Origin of the sequence: Lacinutrix sp. WUR7 (assembly GCF_016864015.1) — a bacterium.
Classification (GTDB): domain Bacteria; phylum Bacteroidota; class Bacteroidia; order Flavobacteriales; family Flavobacteriaceae; genus Oceanihabitans.
Genome location: NZ_CP045067.1, coordinates 179,830 through 204,119 on the forward strand (window position 1 = coordinate 179,830; position 24,290 = coordinate 204,119).

The window sequence follows — 24,290 nt, forward strand, 5'->3', positions numbered from 1 at the left end:
TAAAAAACCAAACCAAAAATTGAAGATATGAGAAACGCATTTGCTATTGCTGTTGGTCTAGTTGTTTCTGGGCTAGTAATCTTTTTATTATACATTTTAGGCCCTCAATTTTTCACCTTTCCCCCAGGAGCAAATCCTATGGATCCAGATTCCATAAAACAAAACATGCATTTAATACCTACTGGAGCAATGATTTTAGTTATTGTAGCTCACTTTTTTGGTATTATAGGTGGTATGATAGCTTCAACAGCAGTTTCAGAAACTTCTCTAGTTCCCGCATATATTGTTGCAGGAATAATCATTTTAGGATCTATTGGTGGCTCTTTTGCAATGTCACATCCAGCATGGTCTGTAATTTCAGGAATAATTGCTGTAATTGCTGCTTTTTTTGTTGGTAGAATAGCCGCAATTAAGAAAATGAATGAAGAATAAATTTTTCATTTAATAATTCTTTTTTTTCACGCAAACAAAACAACCGATTTTCTTCCGTTTCAACGAATATACTTCGCTTTATAGGGTAGTTTATTCAATATTTCTTAAATTTAAATCGTTGTTAAACAGCAACAAATACTCCTACATTTTTTTCGATTAATAGCACTTAATAAAAAACGAAAAAAAATTATGAAGCTTTACTTTGCATTAAAGCGAAATTTTGTGCTATTTATCTTAATTTCTGCATTTCATTTTTCACCAAATATATTTGCGCAAACTATTAGTTTTGGCGCATCTGGCTTGGTTGGAGAAACGGTTCTTAACCCTACTTCTTTAGAATTTGGTCCAGACAACCGATTATATGTTGCACAACAAGATGGTAAAATTTGGGCATACACTATAAATAGAGATGCTGCTACATCTGGAAATGGAACCTACTCCATATCAACTACAGAACAGATTACTGCTATTCAAACTGGAATTGTTAATCATGATGATTCTGGTATTGCGAATACGACACAACAGCGTTTAATTACTGGGATAGCTACTGCAGGAACTTCTACAAATCCAATTCTTTATGTAACCTCATCTGACTACCTATTTGGTGGTGGAGGTGCTGGAAGCGATACCAACTTAGACACGAATTCTAGTATTTTATCTAAATTAGAATGGAATGGTTCTACTTGGAATAAAGTCGATTTAATTAGAGGCTTACCTCGTTGTGAAGAAAACCATGCCATAAACGGCATGGATATTTTTGAACGCTCTGGAAGCACTTATCTTTTAATTGTGCAAGGCGGTAACACGAATAAAGGGGCACCAAGTAATAATTTTGCTGGTACTCCAGAATATTTTTTATCTGGTTCTATGTTAATAGTCAATCTTTCGCAACTAGACCAAATGCCTGTATATACAGATCCTAGAAACAATACGGATTACGTTTATGATTTACCCACTTTAAATGACCCAACAAGATTAGATATCGATAAAACACATGCCGAATTTCCGTATCCAGTTGGACACCCTTTAAGAGATGCAACCATTGATATCAACGATCCTTTTGGAGGGCATAATAGTTTAAATCAGGCTTTTCCTGAAGCAGGAGGTCCAATTCAACTATTTGCTCCTGGTTTTAGAAATGCCTACGATGTTGTTATTACAGAAAACGGAAGAATTTATACTTCAGATAATGGACCAAATTCCCTTTGGGGAGGTGTTCCTAAAATTTACGATAATGCAACAAATACATTATTAGGAGATGAAAGTACAGTAACCTACGATCCATTAAATCATTATATAACGAATGAAATGAATGAGTCTGGAAGTAGTTTGATTGGTGATCCTTTACATTTTGTTGGGACAGTTAATGATGCCAATAAAACCTATTATGGCGGACACCCAATTCCTATAAATGCATTTCCTTCTAGAGCGAATATCATAGCATACCAAAATATAAATGGTTCCTGGGTAGCAACAAGCACTAATGACTTACAAACGCTTATAGCAGGTACTTCAGGATATTTCAATCCTTCTTTTACTATTGCAGATTTCCCCGATGATCCTCGTTTAGCAGAATACCTAGTCGATGAACCTGTAGGTAGTTCAAAAATTAACATTCTAGATTTTCGCCCTTCTTCTACTAATGGAATAACGGAATATACTGCTAGTAATTTTGGTGGCATCATGCAAGGTAATATACTAACAGCTTCCTTTAATGGTGACATTAATAGATATGTGTTAAATGCTGCTGGAGATAGTGTTTTAGAGCACGAAGTTGTATTTAGTGGTTTTGGCGCTTTACCTTTAGATGTTACAGCACAAGGAGATACAGATATATTTCCGGGTACCGTTTGGGCAGCAACCTACGGTGCAAATAACATTACTGTTTTTGAACCGTCCGATTTAGATTGCACACAACCTGGAGAGCCAGGTTATGATGCGCTTGCAGATAACGATGGAGATGGATTTTCTAATCAGGATGAATTAGATAACGGCACTAATATTTGCTCACAAGGAAGCAAACCAAATGATAATGATGGGGATTTTATTTCCGATTTAAATGACACAGATGATGACAACGATGGCGTATTAGATGTTAATGATGTATTTGCTTTGGATGCAAATAATGGTTTAACCACCAATCTCCCTGTAGATTTACCTTTTTGGAATAATGACCCAGGAACTGGTTTATTTGGTTTAGGTTTTACTGGCTTAATGCTAGATCCTTCTGGAACTACAGATTATTTAACACAATTTGTAGAAGAGAATTTATCTTTTGGTGGTGCTGCTGGAAAAGCCACTGTAGATCTAACTACTGGAGGTGATACCGTAACAAACGACCAAAAAAATGGGTTTCAATTTGGTGTTAATGTAGATACCAATTCTAATCCGTTTACCATTCATTCTAAAATAGAGTCTCCTTTTTTCGGGATTAGCGGTTCGCAAACAGCTCCTATAGATCATCAATCTTATGGTATAAGTTTTGGTAATGGCGATCAAGACAACTACCTGAAGCTTGTTTTAATGAATGGCGTTAGTAATAGTGATTCTGAAAATGGCTTACAAGTATTATTAGAAGACAATGGTGTTATTACCTCGAACAATAGTTATGATATTCCCGGAATATTAAATGCAGGTTCTGTAGGTTTGTACTTTAGTATAAATCCTTCCGCAAATACAGCACAACCATTTTATTCCATAGATGACGGACAAACACTAGTGGTGTTAGGCAGCCCTATTAGCTTGCCATTAAACTTTTTAGATGCCACAGACAATCAAGGTTTAGCTATTGGTATGGTTTCCACAGCTAAAGATGCATCTGGGAATGATTCCAATCCTTTTACGGCTACTTGGGATTATTTTGAAGTGTATGAAAACCAAAACGGCATATTAACTTCCAATCCAAATCCTTTAGATTTTGGCTTAACCCCTACTACCAATTCATTAAGAACAAAACATATAACCGTAAATAATGAGGGAGGACCAACAGATGATGCTATTACCATAACTGCACTAAATTTTTCTGGCACAGACGCTGCTATGTTTTCAAGTAATATATCCTTACCATTAACCATTAATGCAGGAACCAGTGAAGAAATTCCTATTCACTTTATTTCGAATACTATTTTAGGAGGAAAGAGCGCTTCTGTAGAAATTGTACATTCAGGAAACAACCCTTCTATTCCAATAAATTTAACAGGAGAAATCACAGATGCATTTTCACCAATAGTTAGAATAAATGCTGGAGGCCCTTTAGTAGCCGCAAATGATTCTGGTCCAGATTGGGAATTTAATGAACTTAATGGAACTTATACAGGCGTATCCTATTCTGTTTCTTCTGGATCTAGATATGTACTTTCTACTTTAGATTACTCCTTAAAAGATGCATCCATTCCTAACTATATAGACCAAACTACTTATGAAACCGTTATGAATTCACAACGGAGTATTAGTGCTTCTTCTATTCCTATGATATTTTCTATTCCGGTACCCAATGGCGATTATATTGTGAATTTTTATGTCGCAAACCTATATAATGGAACATCGGAACCTGGAGAACGATTATATAGTGTAGATATAGAAAACCAAAGATTTTTAGAAAACTTTGACCCTTCTGAAACTTATGGTAATAGAGTTGCAGGATTGATTCAGCAAAACGTACTTGTATTAGATGGAATTTTAGAAATTGAATTTTTTAGAATCTTAGAAAATCCAATGGTAAATGCTATTGAAATTCTTGCCTTACAAGCTTCGGATATCAGTATCGATCCTATTGCAGATATTACCAATTGTGCTTTAGAAATTTCAGATTTTTCTGCTATTGCTAATGGCGGAAGCGCTTCTGAAAACTTCACCTATTCCATTATCGGACAACCAAGTGGATTACAAATTGAACCAACTAATGGGCTAATTTTTGGCACTATAGATGCTAGTGCTACAACTGGAGGATTAAATAGCGATGGTATACATCAAGTAACTGTTACGGTTTCTAAACTTGGTAGTAGCGATGCTACAGAAACATTTATTTGGACCGTTCTTGAAGATACCGAACCTCCTGTGATTACTTGTCCGTTAGACATTATACAAACTGCGGACACCGCTTCTTGTAATGCGCTTGTAACCATAATAGAGCCAACTGCAACAGATAATTGCACCACTACTATAACTTATAATGGTGTACGAAATGACACTTTATTATTAACAGACCCTTATCCCGTTGGGGATACTATTATTACATGGACTGCAACAGATGCAGCTAGTAATAATTCGATTACTTGTGATCAAACCATAACGATTACAGACAACGAATCACCTGTAATTACTTGTCCTTCAGATATTTCACAAACTGCGGATGCAGCTGCTTGTGATGCTTTAATTACAATCATCAATCCAACTGCGACAGATAATTGCACAGGAACGATTACTTATAATGGTGTACGAAATGATGCCTTATTATTAACAGATCCATATCCTGTTGGGGATACTATTATTACTTGGATAGCAACAGATGCCGCTAGTAATGATTCCATTACTTGTGATCAAACAATAACAATTACGGATGATGAATTACCTGTTATTACTTGTCCTACAGACATTTCACAAACTGCGGATGCAGCTGTCTGTGATGCTTTAGTTACAATTATAGAGCCAACTGCAACAGATAATTGCACCACTACTATTACTTATAATGGTGTACGAAATGACGCTTTATTATTAACAGACCCTTATCCCGTTGGGGATACTATTATTACATGGACTGCAACAGATGCAGCTAGTAATGATTCGACTACTTGTGATCAAACCATAACGATTACAGACGACGAATTACCTGTAATTACTTGTCCGTTAGATATTACACAAATTGCGGATACCGCTTCTTGTGATGCTTTGGTTACCATCATAGAACCAACTGCAACAGATAATTGCACCACTACTATAACTTATAATGGTGTACGAAATGACACTTTATTATTAACAGACCCTTATCCCGTTGGGGATACTATTATTACATGGACTGCAACAGATGCAGCTAGTAATAATTCGATTACTTGTGATCAAACCATAACGATTACAGACGACGAATTACCTGTTATTACTTGTCCGTTAGATATTACACAAATTGCGGATACCGCTTCTTGTGATGCTTTGGTTACCATCATAGAACCAACTGCAACAGATAATTGCATTGGAACTATTACATATACTGGCGTACGAAATGATGCCTTATTATTAACAGATCCTTATCCTGTTGGTGATACTATTATTACGTGGACTGCAACAGACACTGCAGAAAATGATTCTATTTCTTGTAATCAAACAATAACGATTTATGAAGATGAATTACCTGTGATTACTTGTCCTTTAGATATTACACAAACTGCGGATACCGCTTCTTGTGACGCTATAGTTACTATTACAGAACCAACTGCAACAGATAATTGTTTGGGTACAATTACATATACTGGCGTACGAAATGATGCATTACTATTAACAGATCCTTACCCTGTTGGTGATACTATTATTACATGGACTGCAACAGATGCTTCCAGTAATGATTCTATTTCTTGTAATCAAACCATAACGATTACAGACGACGAATTACCTGTAATTACTTGTCCTTCAAATATAGAAGAACTTGTCGCTGAAGGTGTCACTCAAGCAACGATACCTATTGCAGAACCAACAGCAACAGACAATTGCCCAAGCACCTTTACCTATAATGGAATAAGAAATGATGCCTTACTATTAACAGATCCTTATCCTTTAGGGGAAACAACCATAACATGGACGGCAACAGATGCTGCAGGAAATGACTCACTAACTTGTGTGCAAACAATAACGGTTACTTCTACCTATAGTTTAAACTTAAATGTTTCTTTACAGGGTAAAACAGATCATTCTGGTACCTATTCGGTTATTATATATAACGTTAATGATTTAGTAACTCCTGCTTACAGCTTAAGCGAAACAGCAGATGCTTTTGGAAATATAATACTAAGCACAGAAATTCTTCCAGGAAATTATAAAGTATTAGTAAAACATCCTATGTATTTACAACGCCTTTTAAATGTTTCTTTAATAAGTAATCAAACAGAAACTGTAAGCCAATTATTAGCTGGAGATATTAATAATGATAACACTATCAATTATTTAGACTATGGGATTCTATCTGGCACATACGGTTTAAATTCCATTCAGATGGGATATGACAGCCGTGCAGATTTTGATGAAAATTTAAGCGTCAACTTTTTAGACTATGGAATATTATCTGGAAACTATGGGTTGTCTAGCGAAACACAAAACGATTAAAAAATAGAAATTATGAAAACATTAAAATCAATTCAGATAAAAATGTTCTTATTACTAACTTTGGTTAGTAGTATCCATCTTACTGCACAAACAGTAGATGTAGTAGCTAATGTAGATGTAGTTCCTCCAGTAACGGTAGGACAAACTTTTACATACACTTTGCAGGCAGTTGCAGGAACAACACCATACAGAGTGGTACAAGTATATTTAAATTACAATAATTCTGCCATTCAATTAAACAGTTTAACTCCAGATAATACGGATTTAAATGAAATACAAAATATCACCTCAGAATCTGGGGTGATACGATATTCTGCTGGTTCTTTATCCAATGACGTAACTGGAACAACAACCGTTTTTACTGCTGTTTTTGAGGTTGTAGCAGCCACAGAAAACATATTGATTACGCATGACTTAGCATCCAATGGAAACCCTAATGGAACTGGTGTAGGAAATAGTAGTGGTATCGATATAATAGGGTCTGCAAACAATATTATATTAGCAACACTTACTACCGAAGAAAACAACTTTAGTGAAAGCTTTTCAGTATTTCCAAATCCCGTAAGTGATGTGCTTTATATCAAAACAAATACTGCTTCAGAAATTAAAAACATAAGCATTCACAGTATCGATGGTAAACGTATTCAACAAATAGAAGATATACATACTATTTCAAACCAAATAGCTATTCCTGTGCAACATCTAGAAGAAGCGTTATACTTTATAACCATTACATCTATAGAAAATGAAGTCGCCAATTTTAAAATACTAATTAATCAATAACCAAGCTTTAGTAACGTGTTAGGGTCTGGACAGTTTTTTATAAACTTGTTCAGATTTTTTTTGCTACATACTCCAGGATAATCACCAATATAATCTTCCATATTTCTTATAATTTGAAAGTGTAGATGTGGCGCATAATCGCCATTAACTGTTGCATCTCCTAAAGTTGCAATACATGCTCCCGCTTTTAAAAGTTGACCTACTTTTATAGATTGTATAGATGCCACACTTAAATGACCATAAAGGGTATAAAAAACTTGATCTTTAATACTATGCTTTAAAATTATAGTTGGTCCATAATCCCCAAAATTAGGATTGTTTTTAAAACTATGAACGGTTGCATCCAAAGGTGTGTATATTTTTGTTCCTGCCGCAATCCATAAATCGATGCCTAAATGAATGTTTCGTTCTTCCTCTATATTTTGGGACTTAAAATAAGTACTTCGTTTGTAAATATTTCGCTTTTCAGCATAACCACCAAAAGCAACTTTTTTATTATGCTTTTTTAAATAGTGTTGTATAAAACCTTGCCAATCTTGCGAAGAAGAAACATTAAACGTATTTAAATCGGAATTGTTTTCCGATAAATCTATTGAAATATAATCTGAATTTGGAATAGTAGCATCTAATACACGAAGCGGTTTTTTGTGGATGCTTTTTAAGAATAAGAAGAAATCTTCAGAATGCATTGAATCTACTTTCTTTCAAAAGTAAACATAAATGCATGAAGTTTAAAAAGAGATAATTGGTTCTTTTGGATGTATTTCAGAATTGGAAACACATTCCGTTTGACAAATACTAAAGGTGTATAGATGTTTACTTTTCAACTACTACATTGCTATATTTTGCATTAATAACGATGGTTTTATTACTGTCACTATTTATGGTTTTACTAGAAGTACTTTCGTTATTATATAAAGATTTTGTGCCTTTATAAAATAAGTTATAATCTCCTTGAGGCAGTTTCACATTGGCTTCGCTGTTTTCTAAAACCAGATTAATATTTTTAAAATCATTAGAAATATTACCGATAACTAAATCACCAAAACTACCATCTATAATGGCATTGCTTAAAATATTTTTAAGCATAACATTGGAAGAATTTGCACTTAAAACCAAACTAGTAGCAGCAGTTATTCGTGCTTGATCTACATAGTTAAGATTTAATTCGCCAGCATTCCAATTTGTAATTTTAACAGGAGAATACGAAACATTGATGGAAGTCTGGCTTCCATCAATGGTATTTGCTGTTAAACTAGAATGCGAAATATCTGCTTTTAAATTGTGTATTACCGACGCTAAATTAAGTTCACCATGCCTTACATTCAATTTAAGTTTTGCTTTTTTAGGCATTTTAATTTTTATGGTCTTCTTTACTTTTAAGTTCGATTTTTTAGAACTAGAAAATAAATCTTCATGCGTCTCATCTTTCTTATCTCCTTCTTCTCCAAAAGATCTTTCAATAGATGCTTCAATACGTTTCCCTAGAGCTTCTCCCCAAGCTTCCATATTTTCTTCAAAATCGCTTTCTTCAATTGCTTTTTCTAAATTTTGCCCCCAAGCTTCCATCTTTTTTTCAAAATTCTTTCCAAATTCTTCTCCCCATTCTTCCATGTTTTTTTCAAATTCACTTCCAAACTGTTCTCCAAATTTTTCGCCCCAAGCTTCCATTTTCTTTTCGTATTCTTTCCAATCTTTATCATCAAAGTTTTTAGCCCAGTTTTCCATCTTATCAGAATACTCCTTACCATATTTATCTTCGTATTCCTTGCTCCATTTTTCTAGATAATCTTCCCCTTCTTCTTGGTATTTTTCATAGTCGAAATTAAAGTTATTCATTCCATCTGGTAAATCAGGAAGGTTTGGCATTTTCGGCATATTATTTATCTGTAAAGACTCCATTAAACCTTCTACCAATGGCATTACTGGTAAATCGGCCAGTTTAAACTCTAGTTCTTTAAGGGCATCTATGGAGTTTTCATCAAAAAGCGCAATCCCTTCGTTAGACCAAGAGTTAGAAACTCCTTCTGTTTCAATGGTAACTGATTTTTTAGAACCATCTACTTTTACTTGCCAAGCATTATAGGCTTTTTGCAATTCTTCTTTAGATAGTATATCACTTTCTATGTATGCTTCAATTTCAATAACATCTTTGTTCCAAGTTTCAATTTCAATATTGGTATGACTTGTATTTAAATGTATTATTGCGTCTTTATCTACGTTGATCGATTGTGATATTTTCTCTAGTTTTTGTTGTGCCATAGTACTTATAGCGACAAAAAGGGTCAGGATTGTTATTCTTAAATTTTTACTCACGTTATTCTTATGGTATAAGTGTTCGTGAAAATTCTTTGATTTTTTCATTTTTGTATATCTTTTTAAATTACATCTGGATTGGTATCCAACGTACTTAATGTTTTTAATTGTTCTTTTAATCGGTGTAATAAGTTTAATCTAAATTTCAAATTATCGATAAGTGCATTAATGGTTTGCTCGTCAGGACCATTTTTTGTTAACTCTACAGATAGCTTACTGTATTCCTTTTTTAAATCTTCTAAACGTTGTACATAACCATCAAACATTTCTTTGTTTTCTGGTGTTAATTTCACTTTAGATAGTTCTAGATTAATATTAGCTAAATAATAATCTTCTACCTTTTTTAAATCTGGAGACACATCTCCTAAGCTTTTAGTAGCAACAACTGTTGTATTATTATCTACAGGTAAAACTGGATTATTAAAATACTTAAAGCCTCCATAACCTAAACCAACAAACAATACAATACTTGCAGCAATTTGTAACCAATTAAATTTAGGTTTTTGCTGTTCTGGCATTGCCTTGTTAAGTTTATCAAGAAATCTAGCTTCGTGATTTTCTGGCATATTTTTATTTTGCTCTTGCAAATCTTGCTTTAATAAGTCTCTAATATCTTGTGCCATCTTTTCTGTGTTTTAATAATTCTTGCAATTTTTGTTTTCCTCTAGATAATTGGGTTCTAGATGCAACTTGCGATATGTTCAAAATCTCTGAGATTTCTTGATGATCATAACCTTCTAATAAAAAAAGCGTAATCACATATTTGTATTTTTCAGGTAACGTATCTATCGCATTTTTAACTTCTGTCACCGTTGTTGTGTCATCTACTAACCATTTGTCATCATTGGCAGTATCTATTACTTTTAAGTGCACTTCTTCTAATGCAACTACTTGTTGCTTTTTAGATTTTAAATAATCGATACTTTTATTAACAACAATTCGTTTTAACCAAGCACCAAAAGTAACTTCCGCTTTGTATTGATGTAGTTTTGCAAATGCCTTAATAAAAGCCTCCTGCACTACATCTTCTGCTTCTGCTGCATCCTTTACAAATCGATTAGCAACTATATACATACCATTGCAATACTGGTTGTACAACTGCATTTGTGCTAGTCGGTTGTTCTGTTTGCATTTTTCAATAATTTCTGTTTGAAACACGCTTTTTAGTTTTGGTTTTTGGTTTGTTCTCCTTAAAGACGATTAAAAAATGATTGTGTTGCAAAAAAGGTAATCTTTTTTTAATAATTGGTAAGAAATTTGCATTAGCTTTTTAAAGATGCTTACTTTAAAGTATCTTTACATTCTTAATTTATATTAAAAAATTTGTAAAAATGAATACCTTTTTAAAATGGGTTATCGGCGTGTTAGTAGTTGCTGTAGTGGCAGTTTCTATATATTCTTATAAAAACGATGGTTTATTTAGTAGTAGATTAAGTCCGGAAAAAACGGTGACTTTTCAAGTAGATGATATTAAGCTACAAGTTTTTTATAATAGACCCTCTAAAAGAGATCGCGAAGTTTTTGGCGCACTTGTTCCTTATAATCAAGTTTGGCGAACTGGAGCTAATGAAGCTACCACTTTTGAAACCAATAAACCATTAAAAATAGGTAAAGATTCCCTTCCTGCTGGAAAATATACAGTTTGGACCATACCCCATGACTCCACTTGGAATGTCATGTTTAACTCGAAACAATATTCTTGGGGCGTAGATATGGAAATGAAACCTATGCGTGTTCCCGAATTTGATGTGGTTAATATTAGTGTTCCCGTAAAAAAAATAGATACAACTGTGGAGCAGTTTACTATTGGTTTTGATAATTCTACAGACAATTTATCTTTAACAATGGCTTGGGATGACACCATGGTTGTGGTGCCGCTGAAATAAATAATCCCTCCCAATTACCCGTTGTTGATTAACATTAAAAAACCATTTGCAAGAAAAACATAAATTCACCCAACCTATAATTAACTCCATGAAAACACTTCTAAAAGGAGATGTTCATTTTGTTGAAAATTATAATAGTTGGGTTATTCATGTATCTGTAAAATGGAATAGAAGGATCACAACAATAACTATAAACGCTAGAAAAACAGATTTAAAATCTAATTTCCTTTCCTGTACGCTTAGTAAATCACAATTTTTCACTTTCATCTCCAGATCTGAAACGTATAATTTTAGAGGTGAAAAAAGTAACTTTTCGGAATTGCTTCTTGAAAATGTAGAAACACAATGTTTAATGGATAGTAAAAATCCAAGCATAAAATTAGATGGGAAAAGCTTCATTTTTAAAGGAGGTATTCGAAAAAAAGATTTCGAAAGTTTATCTAATATTTTTAAATTATTTGAAACACTCATGGATGAATTAGATTCTTTAAATCATACTAGTGATTCATAATCATTTCAATAATTAATTATACATTTATACAATGCTGTTGTAATAACTAAAGTTTTATCCATGAAAAAACTGCTAAAAATAAGCCTATTCCTTATCGGTTTATTGTTTCTTTCTTACCTATACCTTATTCAAGATTTTAAAAGAACAGCTCCTACCCTTTATACCAATGGTAACATTATAACATTAAACCAACAGCAACCTTTTGCGGAAGCAATGTTTATTAAAGATGGAAAAATAGTAGAAATTGGTACTGCCAAGCAACTTGAAAAACACATCTCAAAGAGCGAATCTATTGTAGATTTAAAAGGAGCTACTGTATTACCAGGATTTATTGATCCGCATACCCACTTTTCTATAAGTATGTTTTTATCTGAAATGCACGATTTATCCGGATTTAAACACCATTCTAACAACGAGGTTTGGAAGGATTTTGAAAGCATCGTAAAAAAAACAAATAAAGGAGAGTGGATAATCTGTAAAGGAATTGATCCAATATTAATATCCGATTTAATTCCTCCATCTATAACATACTTAGATAGCATTGCTCCAGAAAATCCTGTTCTCTTTTTTAGTCAGAGTTTACATAACTATTGGGCAAACACTAAGGCTTTTGAACTTGTAGGCATCCACAAAAACACACCTAATCCAACAAATCATAGTTATTATGGTAAAGATAAAAAAGGCAACCTTAATGGTTTAATAGTAGAACAACAAGCGGTTAAACCGTTTTTCGACATCCTAAAGAAAGAAGTTTTAACACCAAAAAGACTTTCAAAAGCAGCTTCTAAAGTAATGTCTGACTATGCCAAAAACGGAAACACAACTATTGTATCTGCAGGAATTACTATTTCGGATAAAAAACCACTTTTATTATTTAATCATTTATCCAATAACAAACCGGAATTAATTGGGAGTTTATTAGACAAGATTGGCATTCTTCCTAAAAGAAAACAAAGACCTAGACATTTTATGTACCTACGACATGACATGGCACATTTGTTACCAAAACAGATAAAAGAGAGAAATGATTTTTATGATATTATAGGAATTAAACATTGGTATGATGGCTCGCCATACATTGGTTCTATGTACCTAAGTGAACCTTATCTAAACACTGAACTCACAAATACCAAATTACATATTCCTCTTAATAGTAAAGGGAAAGCCTTGATTAAAAAGGATAGTTTAAAAAACTTTATTAGAAAACAGCATTCCAAAGGATGGCAAATTGCAATGCATACCCAAGGAGATGCGGCTATAAATGAAGTGATGGATGCTTTTGAAGAACTGGAAAACGAACTGGATTTCTCAACATCAAGACATCGATTAGAACACTGTTTATTATTTCCGTTAGAAAACATGGATAGAATGAAAAGGTTAAATATTACGCCGAGTTTTCATATAAATCATTTGTATTATTATGGGGATGCTTTAAAAGCGGATATTTTAGGAGAACAACGAGCCGAAAAGATATTACCAATTCATACTATACAAGATAATAACATAAAATACTCTTTGCACGCCGACCAACCAATGTTTGAAAGTAATCCTTTTAGACTCATACAAACTGCTGTTGAGCGTAAAACAATCTCTGGAGATACATTAGGTAAAAACCAAAGTATAACCGTAATGGAAGCAATAAAAGCTTTAACCATAAATGCTGCTTGGCAAATTAATATGGAAGATAAAATAGGTTCTCTAGAAAAAGGAAAGTATGCTGATTTTATAATACTCAATAAAAATCCTTTACAGACTAAAACTAGTGCATTAAGCGAAATAAAATGTTTAAAAACGTTTATAAATGGAAATGTCACAAATGAATAATAGTGAGAAAGTTAGTTTTTTAGTATTCATGATATCCAAACAATTATAATCTTATCCTATTTTAAATTCCGTTTATATTTGCTAAATTAGGTACTTAAACCTTACATTTATTCCTTTATAAAATAGCTCGAAATTTTAGAGTTTAAGAATATCAAAAAAGTGGCAAAACAAAAGAAATCTGCATTGCAAGAAAAACAAGGTGTTTCCGTAAGCGAAATAACCAATGTTAGTTCTATAAATAAAATTAAACAAAAACGAAAAGCACAGCCAAGTGCGGCCGATTTAGTTTCGCAGATTTTAAAAGGAAACATTACCGCATTAAGTCGAGCAATTACTTTAGTCGAAAGTAAAAACGCAGCCCATTTAGAAAAAGCAAATACCATAATTAAAGCCTGTTTAGCCCATGCTAATAATTCGGTTCGTGTTGGTATTACCGGAGTTCCTGGTGTTGGAAAAAGCACCTTTATTGAAGCTTTTGGAACCTATTTGACAAGTCAAGGAAAAAAGGTTGCTGTCTTAGCAATTGATCCTAGTAGTTCGCTAACCAAAGGAAGTATTCTTGGTGACAAAACTAGAATGGAAGACTTGGTAAAAGATAAAAATGCATTTATTAGACCTTCGCCTTCTGGAGAATCTCTTGGTGGTGTGGCTAGAAAAACACGAGAAACTATTATTCTTTGCGAAGCTGCTGGTTTTGATACTATTATTATTGAAACTGTTGGTGTTGGTCAAAGTGAAACTGCGGTACATAGTATGGTAGATTTCTTTTTACTGTTAAAACTCGCTGGAGCTGGAGACGAATTGCAAGGTATAAAACGAGGAATTATAGAAATGGCAGATGCTATTGCTATTAATAAAGCTGATGGCGACAATGCAAGAAGTGCTAAAATTGCTAAAGTAGAATTTAACAGAGCGCTTCACCTCTATCCTACAAAAGATTCGGAATGGCAACCTAAAGTAACATTATGTAGCGCTTTGCATAATGAAGGCATTGATGAAATCTGGAAAATCATTGAATCCTACATCGCAATTACCACTAAAAACAAGTACTTAAACCACAATAGGAACGAACAGAATAAGTTTTGGCTTATTCAAACTATTGAAGCGCAATTAAAAAGCAACTTTTTTAATAATCCTGATATTAAAGATGCTCTACAAATACAGCTGCAACTTATTGAGGATAACAAAACTACCCCTTTTGCTGCGGCAGATTATTTATTGGGATTAAAAAACAACCATGATTAACACCATACAAATAGTTACTTTACTACAAGGTTTACTTTTATTAGTTGTGCTTTTTAAGAATAAAAAGAGCTATTTAAAACCAGCTTTTTATTTACTTATTGGTTGTATTATTTCTGTAATATTATATATTCTTGGAGATGATTACAACAATATGTTTCTAAAATACCAAGATTTTTTCTTCTTTGATAAATCGTTATTTATCACCTTTCTATTTCTGTTTATTAAATATCACGTATCTAAAGAATCCTCTTTCTTGAAAAGGGATTACCTATTTTTTATTCCTAATATTATTTACTTTTTTATTGAAGTCTTAGAGATTCATGTATTCGAAGAAAACATAATTATAGAGCTTTTAGAACTATTTGTAGAAATTACATTCTTAAGTTATTTGGCCTATACTAGCTTTTTAATACTTAAAAGTAAAGACAGGAAATGGATGCTTTATTTTATCATCCCATTAATTTTACTAATAAGTCTTTCTATCGTAAATGAAATATTAAGTTGGTTTCATTTTAAAGAAATTATCATTTCTACAGATGCTAATTTTGGAAGCTATCTACTAGTAGTCATTGCTTTTTTATTCTATGCGATAACATTAAAACTTATCCTTTCTCCTAAAGATGCATTACCAAACAAAAAAGCGATCAAATATAAAAACTCGAATCTAAATCCGGAGCAAATTACAAAATACAAAAAAGCCCTTATTCATAAAATGGAAAAGGACAAAGCTTTTACAGATACCAAACTTTCTATTCATAAAGTGGCAGAAGAACTACAAATACCAAGACAATATATTTCTGAAATATTAAACAATCATATGCATACCAATTTTCAGGATTTTGTAAATGAATATCGCGTAGAAGCGTTCATTAAACTCCTTAAAAACGACCAATATGCTCATTATACACTTCTAGCCTTAGCTAATGAAGTTGGTTTTAACTCGAAAGCCACATTTAACTCTACATTCAAGAAAACCAAAGGATTAACACCTTCCGAATACAAGAAAAAACACTTGTAAATCTACAAATTTGTTCAGATAACTTATTCTGAACTACAGCAAAATAATTACCTCCTTTTTAAGTACGTTCTTTAATTAAAACTAATTAAAAGTTCGCAAGAATTTTTATTAAAACAATGTTTTACTAATGGAGAAATATAACAAAGTTGCAGAAGTAACCATGCTATTTTGGTGCATGAAAATTGTTGCTACAACACTTGGTGAAACACTAGGCGATTACCTTTCAATGACCTTAAATCTGGGATACCTAACTAGTCTTTTTATCACTTTAGTCTTTTTTATTAATGTCCTAATCATACAATTACACACAAAAAAATACCTCCCAATTTATTTTTGGCTAGTCATTATTGCTACAACAACATTGGGTACCGAAATATCCGATTTTATAGATAGAAGCCTGCATTTAGGATACACTTTTGGAAGCCTAATCTTGCTTATCGGACTTCTACTAGTTCTCTATTTTTGGTATCGAAAATTTAAAGACTTACGTGTCTATCCGATTTTCTATAAAAACAAAGAAATATTATTCTGGATCGCTGTTTTGTTTTCTAACAGCTTAGGCACAGCCTTTGGCGATTACTTGAGTGATGTTATTGGTTTAACCTATCTACACGGTGCATTAGTAACTTCCTTAATTATTGTAGTGGTTGTCTCTTTACATTATTTGACCCAAATAAATCAGATCGTCCTATTCTGGATTGCATTTATATTCACTAGACCATTTGGAGCAACCTTTGGTGATTTTTTAACAAAACCTATATCCAAAGGAGGTTTAGATCTTGGTACGTTAAACGCTTCCATAGTATCCATCCTACTCATGACTTTACTTCTATTTATAGCTCATAAAAATCTAAAAAACAACCCTACACAAAATGTTTAAAAACCTTTTTCCTAACCGTTTTTCCGTATTAAAAACTTACCTTTTAATATTTCTAACATTCTCCTTTGTCATAAGAATTAGCTTTTTTATTTGGAATTATTCCGAGGTAGAAACCTCCATCCTTAGCATACTAAAAACATTCTTTATTGGGTTTGTATTCGATATTGGTACGGTTTCCTTTTTTACTTTACCTTATGCCATATACTTACTTTTCATTCCTACAAAATGGTATGGATCTGTCTTAGATAAAGGAATTACTTACTTTGCATTTGTACTTGGTCTACTCATTTTTATCTTTTCATTTTTTTCTGAAATTGCTTTTTGGGAAGAGTTTAGCAGACGATTTAACTTTATTGCTGTAGACTATTTAATCTATACCAGCGAAGTTTTAAAAAATATTAACGAGTCGTACCCAATACCAATACTACTTCTAGGTATTTTCTCTATCCTATTTTTGTTATTCTATTTTACAAAAAAGAGAGATGTTTTCATTAAAACCTTTAACAATAGCGACAGTTTCCAACATAAAATAGCACCCACAAGTATACTTTTAATTATCCCTTTATTATTTGGCTTTTTTGTTACGAATAAAAATGCTGAACAATTTGAGAATAGATATAACAACGAAATAGCAAAAACGGGTATTTATTCCTTTTTTGCCGCTTTTAGAAATAACGAACTTTCCTATACCGAATTTTATAATACCATAAATACGAAGAAAGCTTTTGATATCGTTAAAAACAGCTACTCCAAAAGTGGTAATCACTTTATAGAAAACCAAAATGCTATTTTTAGAAATGTAAGCAACACAGACACCATAAACAAACCTATAAAACCCAATGTCATTTTTATTTGTATCGAAAGTCTAGGCGCTAAACGTTTAGAATATTTTGGTAGCACAAGAAATATTACGCCAAACCTCGATACATTAATAGACAACAGTATATTCTTTACCAACCTATTTGCTACAGGAACCAGAACCGTAAGAGGTATGGAAGCCATAACACTTTCTATTCCTCCAACACCCGGAAGAAGTATTGTAAAACGGAAAAACAACACGAACTTATTCACGATAGCTGAAGTGTTTAAAGATAAAGGCTATACCAACAGTTTCTTCTATGGAGGCGATGGGTACTTTGATAATATGAACACCTACTTTGGTGGTAATGGTTTTAATATTGTAGATCGAGGAAGAGGATTTTTGTTAAACGACACTATTAAAACAACACGGACTAATATTGAAAATAACGAAGTCACTTTTGAAAATGCTTGGGGCGTTTGTGATGAAGATATATTTAATAAGGTTTTAAACGAAGCGGACAAATCTTATGCTGATAACAAAGCATTCTTCAACTTTGTGATGACTACTTCCAACCATAGGCCATACACATATCCAGATAATAAAGTTGCTATCCCTTCTGGTCAAGAAAGAGATGGAGCAATACAATACACAGACTTTTCTATTCATACTTTCTTAGAAAATGCAAAAACGAAACCTTGGTTTAAAAACACCGTTTTTGTTATTATGAGTGACCATTGTGCTGCCAGTGCAGGAAAATGGGAATTGGATGTTGCCAATTATCATATCCCAGGATTTATATTTAATGCCCCAAATCAAAATCCACAAAAAGTAAATCAGCTATGTTCTCAAATAGACATGTTTCCTACGTTGTTTGATTTACTCAACTGGGAGTACGATTCGAATCTTTTTGGTAAAAATGTATTACAGATGAAACCAAAAGACGAACGCGCATTTATAGGAAACTACAGAAAATTAGGCTTATTAAAAGGAGATTCGCTTATGGTTTTAGGAGATCAAAAAACTAAAACACAATACCGCTGGAATAAAGAAACTAATGCTTTAATACCAAAACCTATAAACAACACTTTTTTAGAGGAAACAACTGCTTTTTATCAAGTAGCAGATTATTTATATAGTAATAACGGACTTAAAATAAAATAAGTTGAAACGTATACATTTTATAGTAAATCCAATTGCTGGTTCAGGCAAGCATAGCTTTACACTTGCTTATCTTCAAACATTTTTTAATACTGAAAACTATAGCGTAACTATAAAGCATTCCGCATATAAAAAGCATGCCATTTCATTGACAAAAGAATCTATCGCAGAAAAAGCGGACATCATAATAGCTTGTGGTGGCGATGGTACAATTAATGAAGTTGCATCTTGTTTAGTGAACCAGCCCATTATTCTTGGTATTATACCTATTGGTTCTGGAAATGGCTTAGCATCTCATTTAAAAATCTCGCAAAAAATAGCAGATGCTATTCAAACCATTAAAAACCAAAATATTTGTAAAGTCGATGTTGGTTGTATGAATGAGCATTATTTTTTTAGCAATACAGGTATTGGATTTGATGCACAAGTTGTAAAGTATTACGAACTTTCAGAAAGCAGAAAACTCCTAACCTATGTAAAGGCAACTTTTAAGTCGTTAAACACTAAAAAAAATAATGCGATGCTTATCATTAATGATAAAACGGAGTTAGCAGCTCCTTTTATGGTATTTATATCCAATTCTAATGAGCTAGGTTATAATGTTAGTCTTACACCTAAAGCTTCGTTAAAAGACGGCTTATTAGATATATTAATAGTTTCTAAAATTGGAAAGCTAAAAGCGCTTTTATTTGGATTTTTAGTCTTGTTTAAAAAACAACATGTATTAAAAGAAGTAAAAACCTATCAAGATAAAAACCTTATAATTAGAAACTCTGAAAACACAAGCTTTCAAGTACAAATAGATGGAGAATCTCATCTAATAAACACGCCTACTCTTTCTATTTCTATATTAGAAAATGCACTACAAGTTATTTGCGAACTCCTTTAAAGCTGTTCTGTTTGGATTATTCTAGCTAATAAAAAAGCACCACTATAAAACGGTGTTTTTTGTTTTTCTATATTTTATAATTTAATATTAGTAATAAAACACAAAATTTACGACTCATACACAGCAAGCATTTTGCTATGGTTTTTTTTAGATATTAAAATGGAACAAACAACTGTATCATAAGCGTTCGAATCATATAGAAACCATCAAAAAATGACCTTTTTAAATAAAGGATATAAAAATATTATAATGACATTATTTAAAAAATCATATCTAAATAATTCTGTTAAAAAAATGATTTTTCATTTCTTTAACGGACTTTTACTTTTTTGTTTTCTGAATGTGAAAGCACAAGATACTGCCAAAAGTATAGATGTAATCATCGATGCAGATACGGCAAATGAAGTAGATGATTTATTCGCTATTGTAAGCGCTATTTTACAGCCTAAATTTAATCTACACGCAATAAGTTCTGCTCAGTTTCATACGTCACCATTAGCTTCAGAAAACACGGTTATGGAAAGCCAAATCATTAATGAAGAAATTATACGATTAATGGATGTGAAAGGAATTGCGCTTCCGTTGGGAAGTAATACGCCTTTAAAGGAATATGGAAAGCCTGCTCCTTCCGAAGCTTCTCGCGTTATCATTGAAACAGCCCATCAAATGAAAGAGCATCAAAAATTGCATGTCGTTATTTTGGGTTCCACTACAAATATAGCTTCCGCTATTTTAGAAGACCCTTCCATAATTCCGAAACTGAAAGTACATTATCTTGGTTTTTGGCATACTCCAGATACCAATGTGTATAATAAAAAAGAATTCAACTCTGGGAATGATCCTATTGCTGTAGAAGTTTTACTCAACACCAAAACATTAGATCTTGACGTAATGACGGCGACCACTAGTCAGCATTTAATTTTCACAAAACAAGAAGTCAATCGCCATTTAAAAAATAAAAAAGGCGTTGCCAGTTATTTAATAAACAGATGGGAAACCTATGATCGTTGGTGGACGAAAGAGGATCCCAAAAAAGAAAAATGGGTTATGTGGGATGTTGCAATAATTGAAGCTTTGGCATCCCCAGAATTGTCTACCATACAACCCTTTGCAACGCCTCCGGAAAACACAAAACGCAGCATTGGCATACATACCCAAATAGACGTTCCTGCAATGAAAGCTAATTTCTGGAACGCTTTAAAAAATTTATAATCGAATACGTTTATGTTTATTGATCAACAAACTCCCATAGCAGCAATTAAAGCCCTTTTACAAAAGATTGGCTTTTTTAATACTACAGAAGAACACATTATCAAAGTAAGCAAGCCTGGTGAAGGAAATATGAATGTAGTTTTACGTGTTACTACTAATTTACGTTCCTTTATTTTAAAACAATCTAGACCATTTGTTCAAAAATATAAAGATATTGAAGCACCTATTGCACGTATTGATGTGGAATATCAATTTTATAAAACGATTTCTAGCAATGCTTTATTGAATAAGCACTTTCCAAAGATTTTAAAATATAATGCCGAAAATTATTTACTAATTCTTGAAGATTTAGGCGCATGTGAAGACATGACGTATTTGTATAATACGGGAACATTGGAAACAAAGCAACTGGGATTACTGGTTCAAATTGTTGCTAATATTCATAACGCAAAGGCACCTAAAGACTATCCGAAAAATAAAGATTTACGTCTATTGAATTATCAGCATATTTTTGAACTACCATTTATGGAAAACAATGGATTTTCGTTAAATGAAATACAACCCGGATTAGAAAACCTTTCTACTGCCTACAAAAAAGATGCATTACTGAAAGCAAAAATTAAGGAGATTGGAAGTAAATACCTATCGGACGGAACCACTTTAATACATGGCGACTTTTATCCTGGAAGTTGGATGACAAAAAAGGAACAGGTGTATATTATTGACCCGGAATTTAGCTTTTTAGGTTTCCCAGAATTTGATCTTGGAGTTCTAGCTGCACATGCTATTTTAATCGCTAAAAATAAAACAGCGCTTTCTACCATTCAAAAAAACTATCCGAATACTATCGATTCTGAACTTTTATCCCAAATAACTGGTATTGAAGTCATGCGCCGACTAATTGGATTAGCACAACTACCAATTACCTTATCGTTAAAAGAAAAAGAGAATGCACTAGAATTGGCCTATCATTTGATAATGAATCCGAGTAATAACAGAGTAGATTAGGTACAAAACCTTTCTTTAAATACAAAAAAAAGCACAGTCCTAAAACGGTGCTTTATCTTTATTATATTATTATATATTTTAACCTATAGAAATCTTAAGGAGATTCTTCGCTTTGTTCACAACAACAAAAACCTACAAAAAATTAGCCTTATACCAATTCACTTGTGCTTCCACACCTTCTAATAAGGTTGTTTTCGGATTGTAATTTAATAACTTTCTAGCTTTATCAATATTAGCTTTGGTACGCAATTGATCTCCTGCTCTAGCATCTACGTGATCAATTTTTATAGACTTACCAATAATTTTTTCAACAGCTTCAATACCATCTTGTGTAGTATGTTCTACTTCTGTACCAAGGTTAATAATTTCGCCATTTACTTTTTCTTCATTAGTAATAACACTAACCACGCCATCTACAATATCACCAACATAGGTAAAACTTCTTAAGTGACTTCCACTTCCTTCATATAATGGAAAAGCAGTATCATTATAAGCACAAGCAATAAGTTTGGTGTACATTTTTTCTGGTCTTTCACGAGGTCCTATTACAGAGTACAGTCGTAAAGAGCAAGATTTAAAAATATTTTCTCTACTTTTTTGAAGTACTAATTGCTCTCCTGCTAATTTAGTAACACCATAATGGGAAGCTGGTTTTACAGCAACCGTTTCTGGAAAAGTAGCCTCTAATCCGTATATAGAAGAGGTTCCAATATTTACAAATAATTCTAAATGGTCTAAAGTGAGTGCATAATCAATCAGGTTTTTAGTAGCAATAATATTATTACTAAAATAATCTTCGAAGGTAGATGTTTTAGATATTCCTGGTTGAGCGGCATAGTGAAAGATATAGTTGATGTCTTTTGGTAAAACTTCGGCTAAATCTGTATCCCGCAAATCTTTATTAATTATCGTAATCCCTTTTTCTGCAAGGGCCTTTTCGTTTAGTTTCTTTAATGCTAAACTATAGTAAGATGAAAAGTTATCCACACCTATAACTTCATGGCCTAAGCTTTGTAAACGTTCTGCTGTATGCGAGCCAATAAAACCTGCAGCTCCAGTTATTAAAATTTTCATGTGTTTATATCTATAATATTTCAAAAGTCACATGTAACATCTATTTAATCCTTATTCTTGCCTATCAAGTTTTAGTTATAGATGTTACCTATAAAAGATTTATAACACAAAGAAACAGATTTTTTTTTACAAAGAATTTCTATTGACCAAAAAAGAATACATTTGCAGTATTAAGTTACGTTTATATGAATTTTCAATTTACCATCATTGTTCCTGTTTATAATGAAGAAGACAATCTATTTCGTGTAGAAAAAGAATTACTTGCTTATACCAAAATAGCAACAAAAAAAACCAAAATTCTATTTGTAAATGATGGGTCTAAAGACAAAAGTCAAGAATTAATCGAGACTATTTGTAATAGAAACCCAGAATTTTCATTTATTTCTTTCGAATCCAACAGAGGCTTAAGTGCAGCAGTTAAAGCAGGTTTTGACTATACAGAAACAGAACTAGTTGGATATATAGACAGCGATTTACAAACTGCTCCTGAAGATTTTAATTTACTTTTAGAACATATTGGGCCTTACGATTTAGTCACTGGAGTACGCTCCAACAGAAAGGATAGTTTTGTAAAAAACATGTCGTCTAAAATTGCCAATGGTATTAGAAGAAGTTTTACGCATGACGGAATGGACGATACTGGTTGTCCGTTAAAAGTGATAAAAACAGATTACGCTAAACGTATTCCTATGTTTAGAGGTTTACATCGATTTTTACCAGCAATGATTTTATTGCAAAATGGAAAAGTAATTCAAATTCCTGTGCAACACTTTCCTAGAATAGCTGGTCAAGCAAATTTTGGTGTATGGAACCGATTACTTGGTCCGCTAGCAGATTGCTTTGCCTATTTATGGATGAAGAAAAAATACATTAATTACAAAGTTGCAAAACAAGGTTAATACCTATTTAACCATAAAACATAGCCTGTCATCTTGTTCTATTT

The 24,290-nt window shown here is 32.7% G+C and carries 19 protein-coding genes; 14 read left to right on the forward strand and 5 right to left on the reverse strand.

All coding sequences use genetic code 11. The features are described from left to right. The first annotated feature begins 27 nt into the window (after nucleotides 1–27). From FG167_RS00815 to FG167_RS00825, 3 genes are all read left to right on the forward strand, one after another. Complete coding sequence (locus tag FG167_RS00815) at nucleotides 28–432, forward strand: hypothetical protein (RefSeq protein WP_203459604.1); 405 nt, start codon at nucleotides 28–30, stop codon at nucleotides 430–432. 189 nt (nucleotides 433–621) lie between these two features. Continuing rightward, nucleotides 622–6,741 carry an HYR domain-containing protein gene (locus FG167_RS00820; protein ID WP_203459605.1) on the forward strand — a complete coding sequence of 2,040 codons (6,120 nt, stop codon included), beginning with the start codon at nucleotides 622–624 and terminating at the stop codon, nucleotides 6,739–6,741. A 12-nt stretch (nucleotides 6,742–6,753) separates the two neighbouring features. Then, nucleotides 6,754–7,524: a T9SS type A sorting domain-containing protein gene (locus FG167_RS00825; RefSeq protein ID WP_203459606.1), complete on the forward strand. Its 771-nt coding sequence runs from the start codon at nucleotides 6,754–6,756 to the stop codon at nucleotides 7,522–7,524. Here the strand turns inward: FG167_RS00825 and FG167_RS00830 are convergent. The 4 genes from FG167_RS00830 to FG167_RS00845 all read right to left on the reverse strand — a co-directional run bounded on the left by FG167_RS00830 (nucleotide 7,518) and on the right by FG167_RS00845 (nucleotide 10,998). Beyond that, nucleotides 7,518–8,213 (reverse strand): peptidoglycan DD-metalloendopeptidase family protein, encoded by a 696-nt coding sequence (locus FG167_RS00830; RefSeq protein ID WP_203459607.1) that lies wholly within the window; start codon nucleotides 8,211–8,213, stop codon nucleotides 7,518–7,520. The genes FG167_RS00825 and FG167_RS00830 overlap by 7 nt on opposite strands. Nucleotides 8,214–8,340: 127 nt before the next feature. Then, nucleotides 8,341–9,888, reverse strand: coding sequence for a hypothetical protein (locus FG167_RS00835; RefSeq protein WP_203459608.1), 1,548 nt, complete (start codon nucleotides 9,886–9,888; stop codon nucleotides 8,341–8,343). A gap of 14 nt (nucleotides 9,889–9,902) precedes the next feature. Further along, a complete protein-coding gene (locus FG167_RS00840; protein WP_203459609.1) occupies nucleotides 9,903–10,463 on the reverse strand; it encodes a hypothetical protein in 561 nt (186 codons plus the stop codon). Further along, entirely contained in the window at nucleotides 10,447–10,998 is a 552-nt protein-coding gene (locus tag FG167_RS00845) for an RNA polymerase sigma factor (protein ID WP_203459610.1), read from the reverse strand. The genes FG167_RS00840 and FG167_RS00845 overlap by 17 nt, the downstream gene beginning before the upstream one ends. 173 nt (nucleotides 10,999–11,171) lie before the next feature. On the opposite strand from FG167_RS00845, the gene FG167_RS00850 reads away from it, so the two are divergent. The 10 genes from FG167_RS00850 to FG167_RS00895 all read left to right on the forward strand — a co-directional run bounded on the left by FG167_RS00850 (nucleotide 11,172) and on the right by FG167_RS00895 (nucleotide 22,273). Then, the gene (locus tag FG167_RS00850) at nucleotides 11,172–11,726 is read left to right on the forward strand and encodes a DUF2911 domain-containing protein (RefSeq protein ID WP_203459611.1); all 555 of its coding nucleotides are present in this window, start codon (nucleotides 11,172–11,174) and stop codon (nucleotides 11,724–11,726) included. Between the two features lie 88 nt (nucleotides 11,727–11,814). Then, nucleotides 11,815–12,237, forward strand: coding sequence for a hypothetical protein (locus FG167_RS00855; protein ID WP_203459612.1), 423 nt, complete (start codon nucleotides 11,815–11,817; stop codon nucleotides 12,235–12,237). A gap of 60 nt (nucleotides 12,238–12,297) precedes the next feature. Then, nucleotides 12,298–14,061: an amidohydrolase gene (locus FG167_RS00860; protein WP_203459613.1), complete on the forward strand. Its 1,764-nt coding sequence runs from the start codon at nucleotides 12,298–12,300 to the stop codon at nucleotides 14,059–14,061. 159 nt (nucleotides 14,062–14,220) lie between these two features. Continuing rightward, the gene (gene meaB / locus FG167_RS00865; protein WP_203459614.1) at nucleotides 14,221–15,306 is read left to right on the forward strand and encodes a methylmalonyl Co-A mutase-associated GTPase MeaB; all 1,086 of its coding nucleotides are present in this window, start codon (nucleotides 14,221–14,223) and stop codon (nucleotides 15,304–15,306) included. Beyond that, a complete protein-coding gene (locus tag FG167_RS00870; protein WP_203459615.1) occupies nucleotides 15,299–16,324 on the forward strand; it encodes an AraC family transcriptional regulator in 1,026 nt (341 codons plus the stop codon). The genes meaB and FG167_RS00870 overlap by 8 nt, the downstream gene beginning before the upstream one ends. 127 nt (nucleotides 16,325–16,451) lie before the next feature. Next, the gene (locus FG167_RS00875; RefSeq protein WP_203459616.1) at nucleotides 16,452–17,204 is read left to right on the forward strand and encodes a hypothetical protein; all 753 of its coding nucleotides are present in this window, start codon (nucleotides 16,452–16,454) and stop codon (nucleotides 17,202–17,204) included. Then, nucleotides 17,197–19,167 (forward strand): LTA synthase family protein, encoded by a 1,971-nt coding sequence (locus FG167_RS00880; protein ID WP_203459617.1) that lies wholly within the window; start codon nucleotides 17,197–17,199, stop codon nucleotides 19,165–19,167. Before FG167_RS00875 ends, FG167_RS00880 begins: the two co-directional genes overlap by 8 nt. A gap of 1 nt (nucleotide 19,168) precedes the next feature. After that, a complete protein-coding gene (locus tag FG167_RS00885) occupies nucleotides 19,169–20,053 on the forward strand; it encodes a diacylglycerol kinase family protein (protein ID WP_203459618.1) in 885 nt (294 codons plus the stop codon). 249 nt (nucleotides 20,054–20,302) lie between these two features. Continuing rightward, the gene (locus FG167_RS00890; RefSeq protein WP_203459619.1) at nucleotides 20,303–21,265 is read left to right on the forward strand and encodes a nucleoside hydrolase; all 963 of its coding nucleotides are present in this window, start codon (nucleotides 20,303–20,305) and stop codon (nucleotides 21,263–21,265) included. A 12-nt stretch (nucleotides 21,266–21,277) separates the two neighbouring features. Next, nucleotides 21,278–22,273, forward strand: coding sequence for a phosphotransferase (locus FG167_RS00895; protein ID WP_203459620.1), 996 nt, complete (start codon nucleotides 21,278–21,280; stop codon nucleotides 22,271–22,273). Nucleotides 22,274–22,405: 132 nt separating this feature from the next. On the opposite strand, the gene FG167_RS00900 is transcribed toward FG167_RS00895, so the two are convergent. Beyond that, a complete protein-coding gene (locus FG167_RS00900; RefSeq protein WP_203459621.1) occupies nucleotides 22,406–23,347 on the reverse strand; it encodes an NAD(P)-dependent oxidoreductase in 942 nt (313 codons plus the stop codon). 185 nt (nucleotides 23,348–23,532) lie between these two features. On the opposite strand from FG167_RS00900, the gene FG167_RS00905 reads away from it, so the two are divergent. Further along, nucleotides 23,533–24,246 carry a glycosyltransferase family 2 protein gene (locus tag FG167_RS00905; RefSeq protein WP_203459622.1) on the forward strand — a complete coding sequence of 238 codons (714 nt, stop codon included), beginning with the start codon at nucleotides 23,533–23,535 and terminating at the stop codon, nucleotides 24,244–24,246. Nucleotides 24,247–24,290: the final 44 nt, after the last annotated feature.

Bases quoted from the DNA above. Each gene is read 5' to 3' on its own strand.
- FG167_RS00850 (WP_203459611.1), top strand. From the start codon at position 11,172: ATGAATACCTTTTTAAAATGGGTTATCGGCGTGTTAGTAGTTGCTGTA.
- FG167_RS00905 (WP_203459622.1), top strand. From the start codon at position 23,533: ATGAATTTTCAATTTACCATCATTGTTCCTGTTTATAATGAAGAAGAC.
- FG167_RS00875 (WP_203459616.1), top strand. From the start codon at position 16,452: ATGGAGAAATATAACAAAGTTGCAGAAGTAACCATGCTATTTTGGTGC.
- FG167_RS00840 (WP_203459609.1), bottom strand. From the start codon at position 10,463: ATGGCACAAGATATTAGAGACTTATTAAAGCAAGATTTGCAAGAGCAA.
- FG167_RS00830 (WP_203459607.1), bottom strand. From the start codon at position 8,213: ATGCATTCTGAAGATTTCTTCTTATTCTTAAAAAGCATCCACAAAAAA.
- FG167_RS00825 (WP_203459606.1), top strand. From the start codon at position 6,754: ATGAAAACATTAAAATCAATTCAGATAAAAATGTTCTTATTACTAACT.
- FG167_RS00815 (WP_203459604.1), top strand. From the start codon at position 28: ATGAGAAACGCATTTGCTATTGCTGTTGGTCTAGTTGTTTCTGGGCTA.
- FG167_RS00880 (WP_203459617.1), top strand. From the start codon at position 17,197: ATGTTTAAAAACCTTTTTCCTAACCGTTTTTCCGTATTAAAAACTTAC.
- FG167_RS00855 (WP_203459612.1), top strand. From the start codon at position 11,815: ATGAAAACACTTCTAAAAGGAGATGTTCATTTTGTTGAAAATTATAAT.
- FG167_RS00820 (WP_203459605.1), top strand. From the start codon at position 622: ATGAAGCTTTACTTTGCATTAAAGCGAAATTTTGTGCTATTTATCTTA.
- FG167_RS00890 (WP_203459619.1), top strand. From the start codon at position 20,303: ATGACATTATTTAAAAAATCATATCTAAATAATTCTGTTAAAAAAATG.
- FG167_RS00870 (WP_203459615.1), top strand. From the start codon at position 15,299: ATGATTAACACCATACAAATAGTTACTTTACTACAAGGTTTACTTTTA.
- FG167_RS00895 (WP_203459620.1), top strand. From the start codon at position 21,278: ATGTTTATTGATCAACAAACTCCCATAGCAGCAATTAAAGCCCTTTTA.
- FG167_RS00860 (WP_203459613.1), top strand. From the start codon at position 12,298: ATGAAAAAACTGCTAAAAATAAGCCTATTCCTTATCGGTTTATTGTTT.
- FG167_RS00835 (WP_203459608.1), bottom strand. From the start codon at position 9,888: ATGAAAAAATCAAAGAATTTTCACGAACACTTATACCATAAGAATAAC.
- FG167_RS00900 (WP_203459621.1), bottom strand. From the start codon at position 23,347: ATGAAAATTTTAATAACTGGAGCTGCAGGTTTTATTGGCTCGCATACA.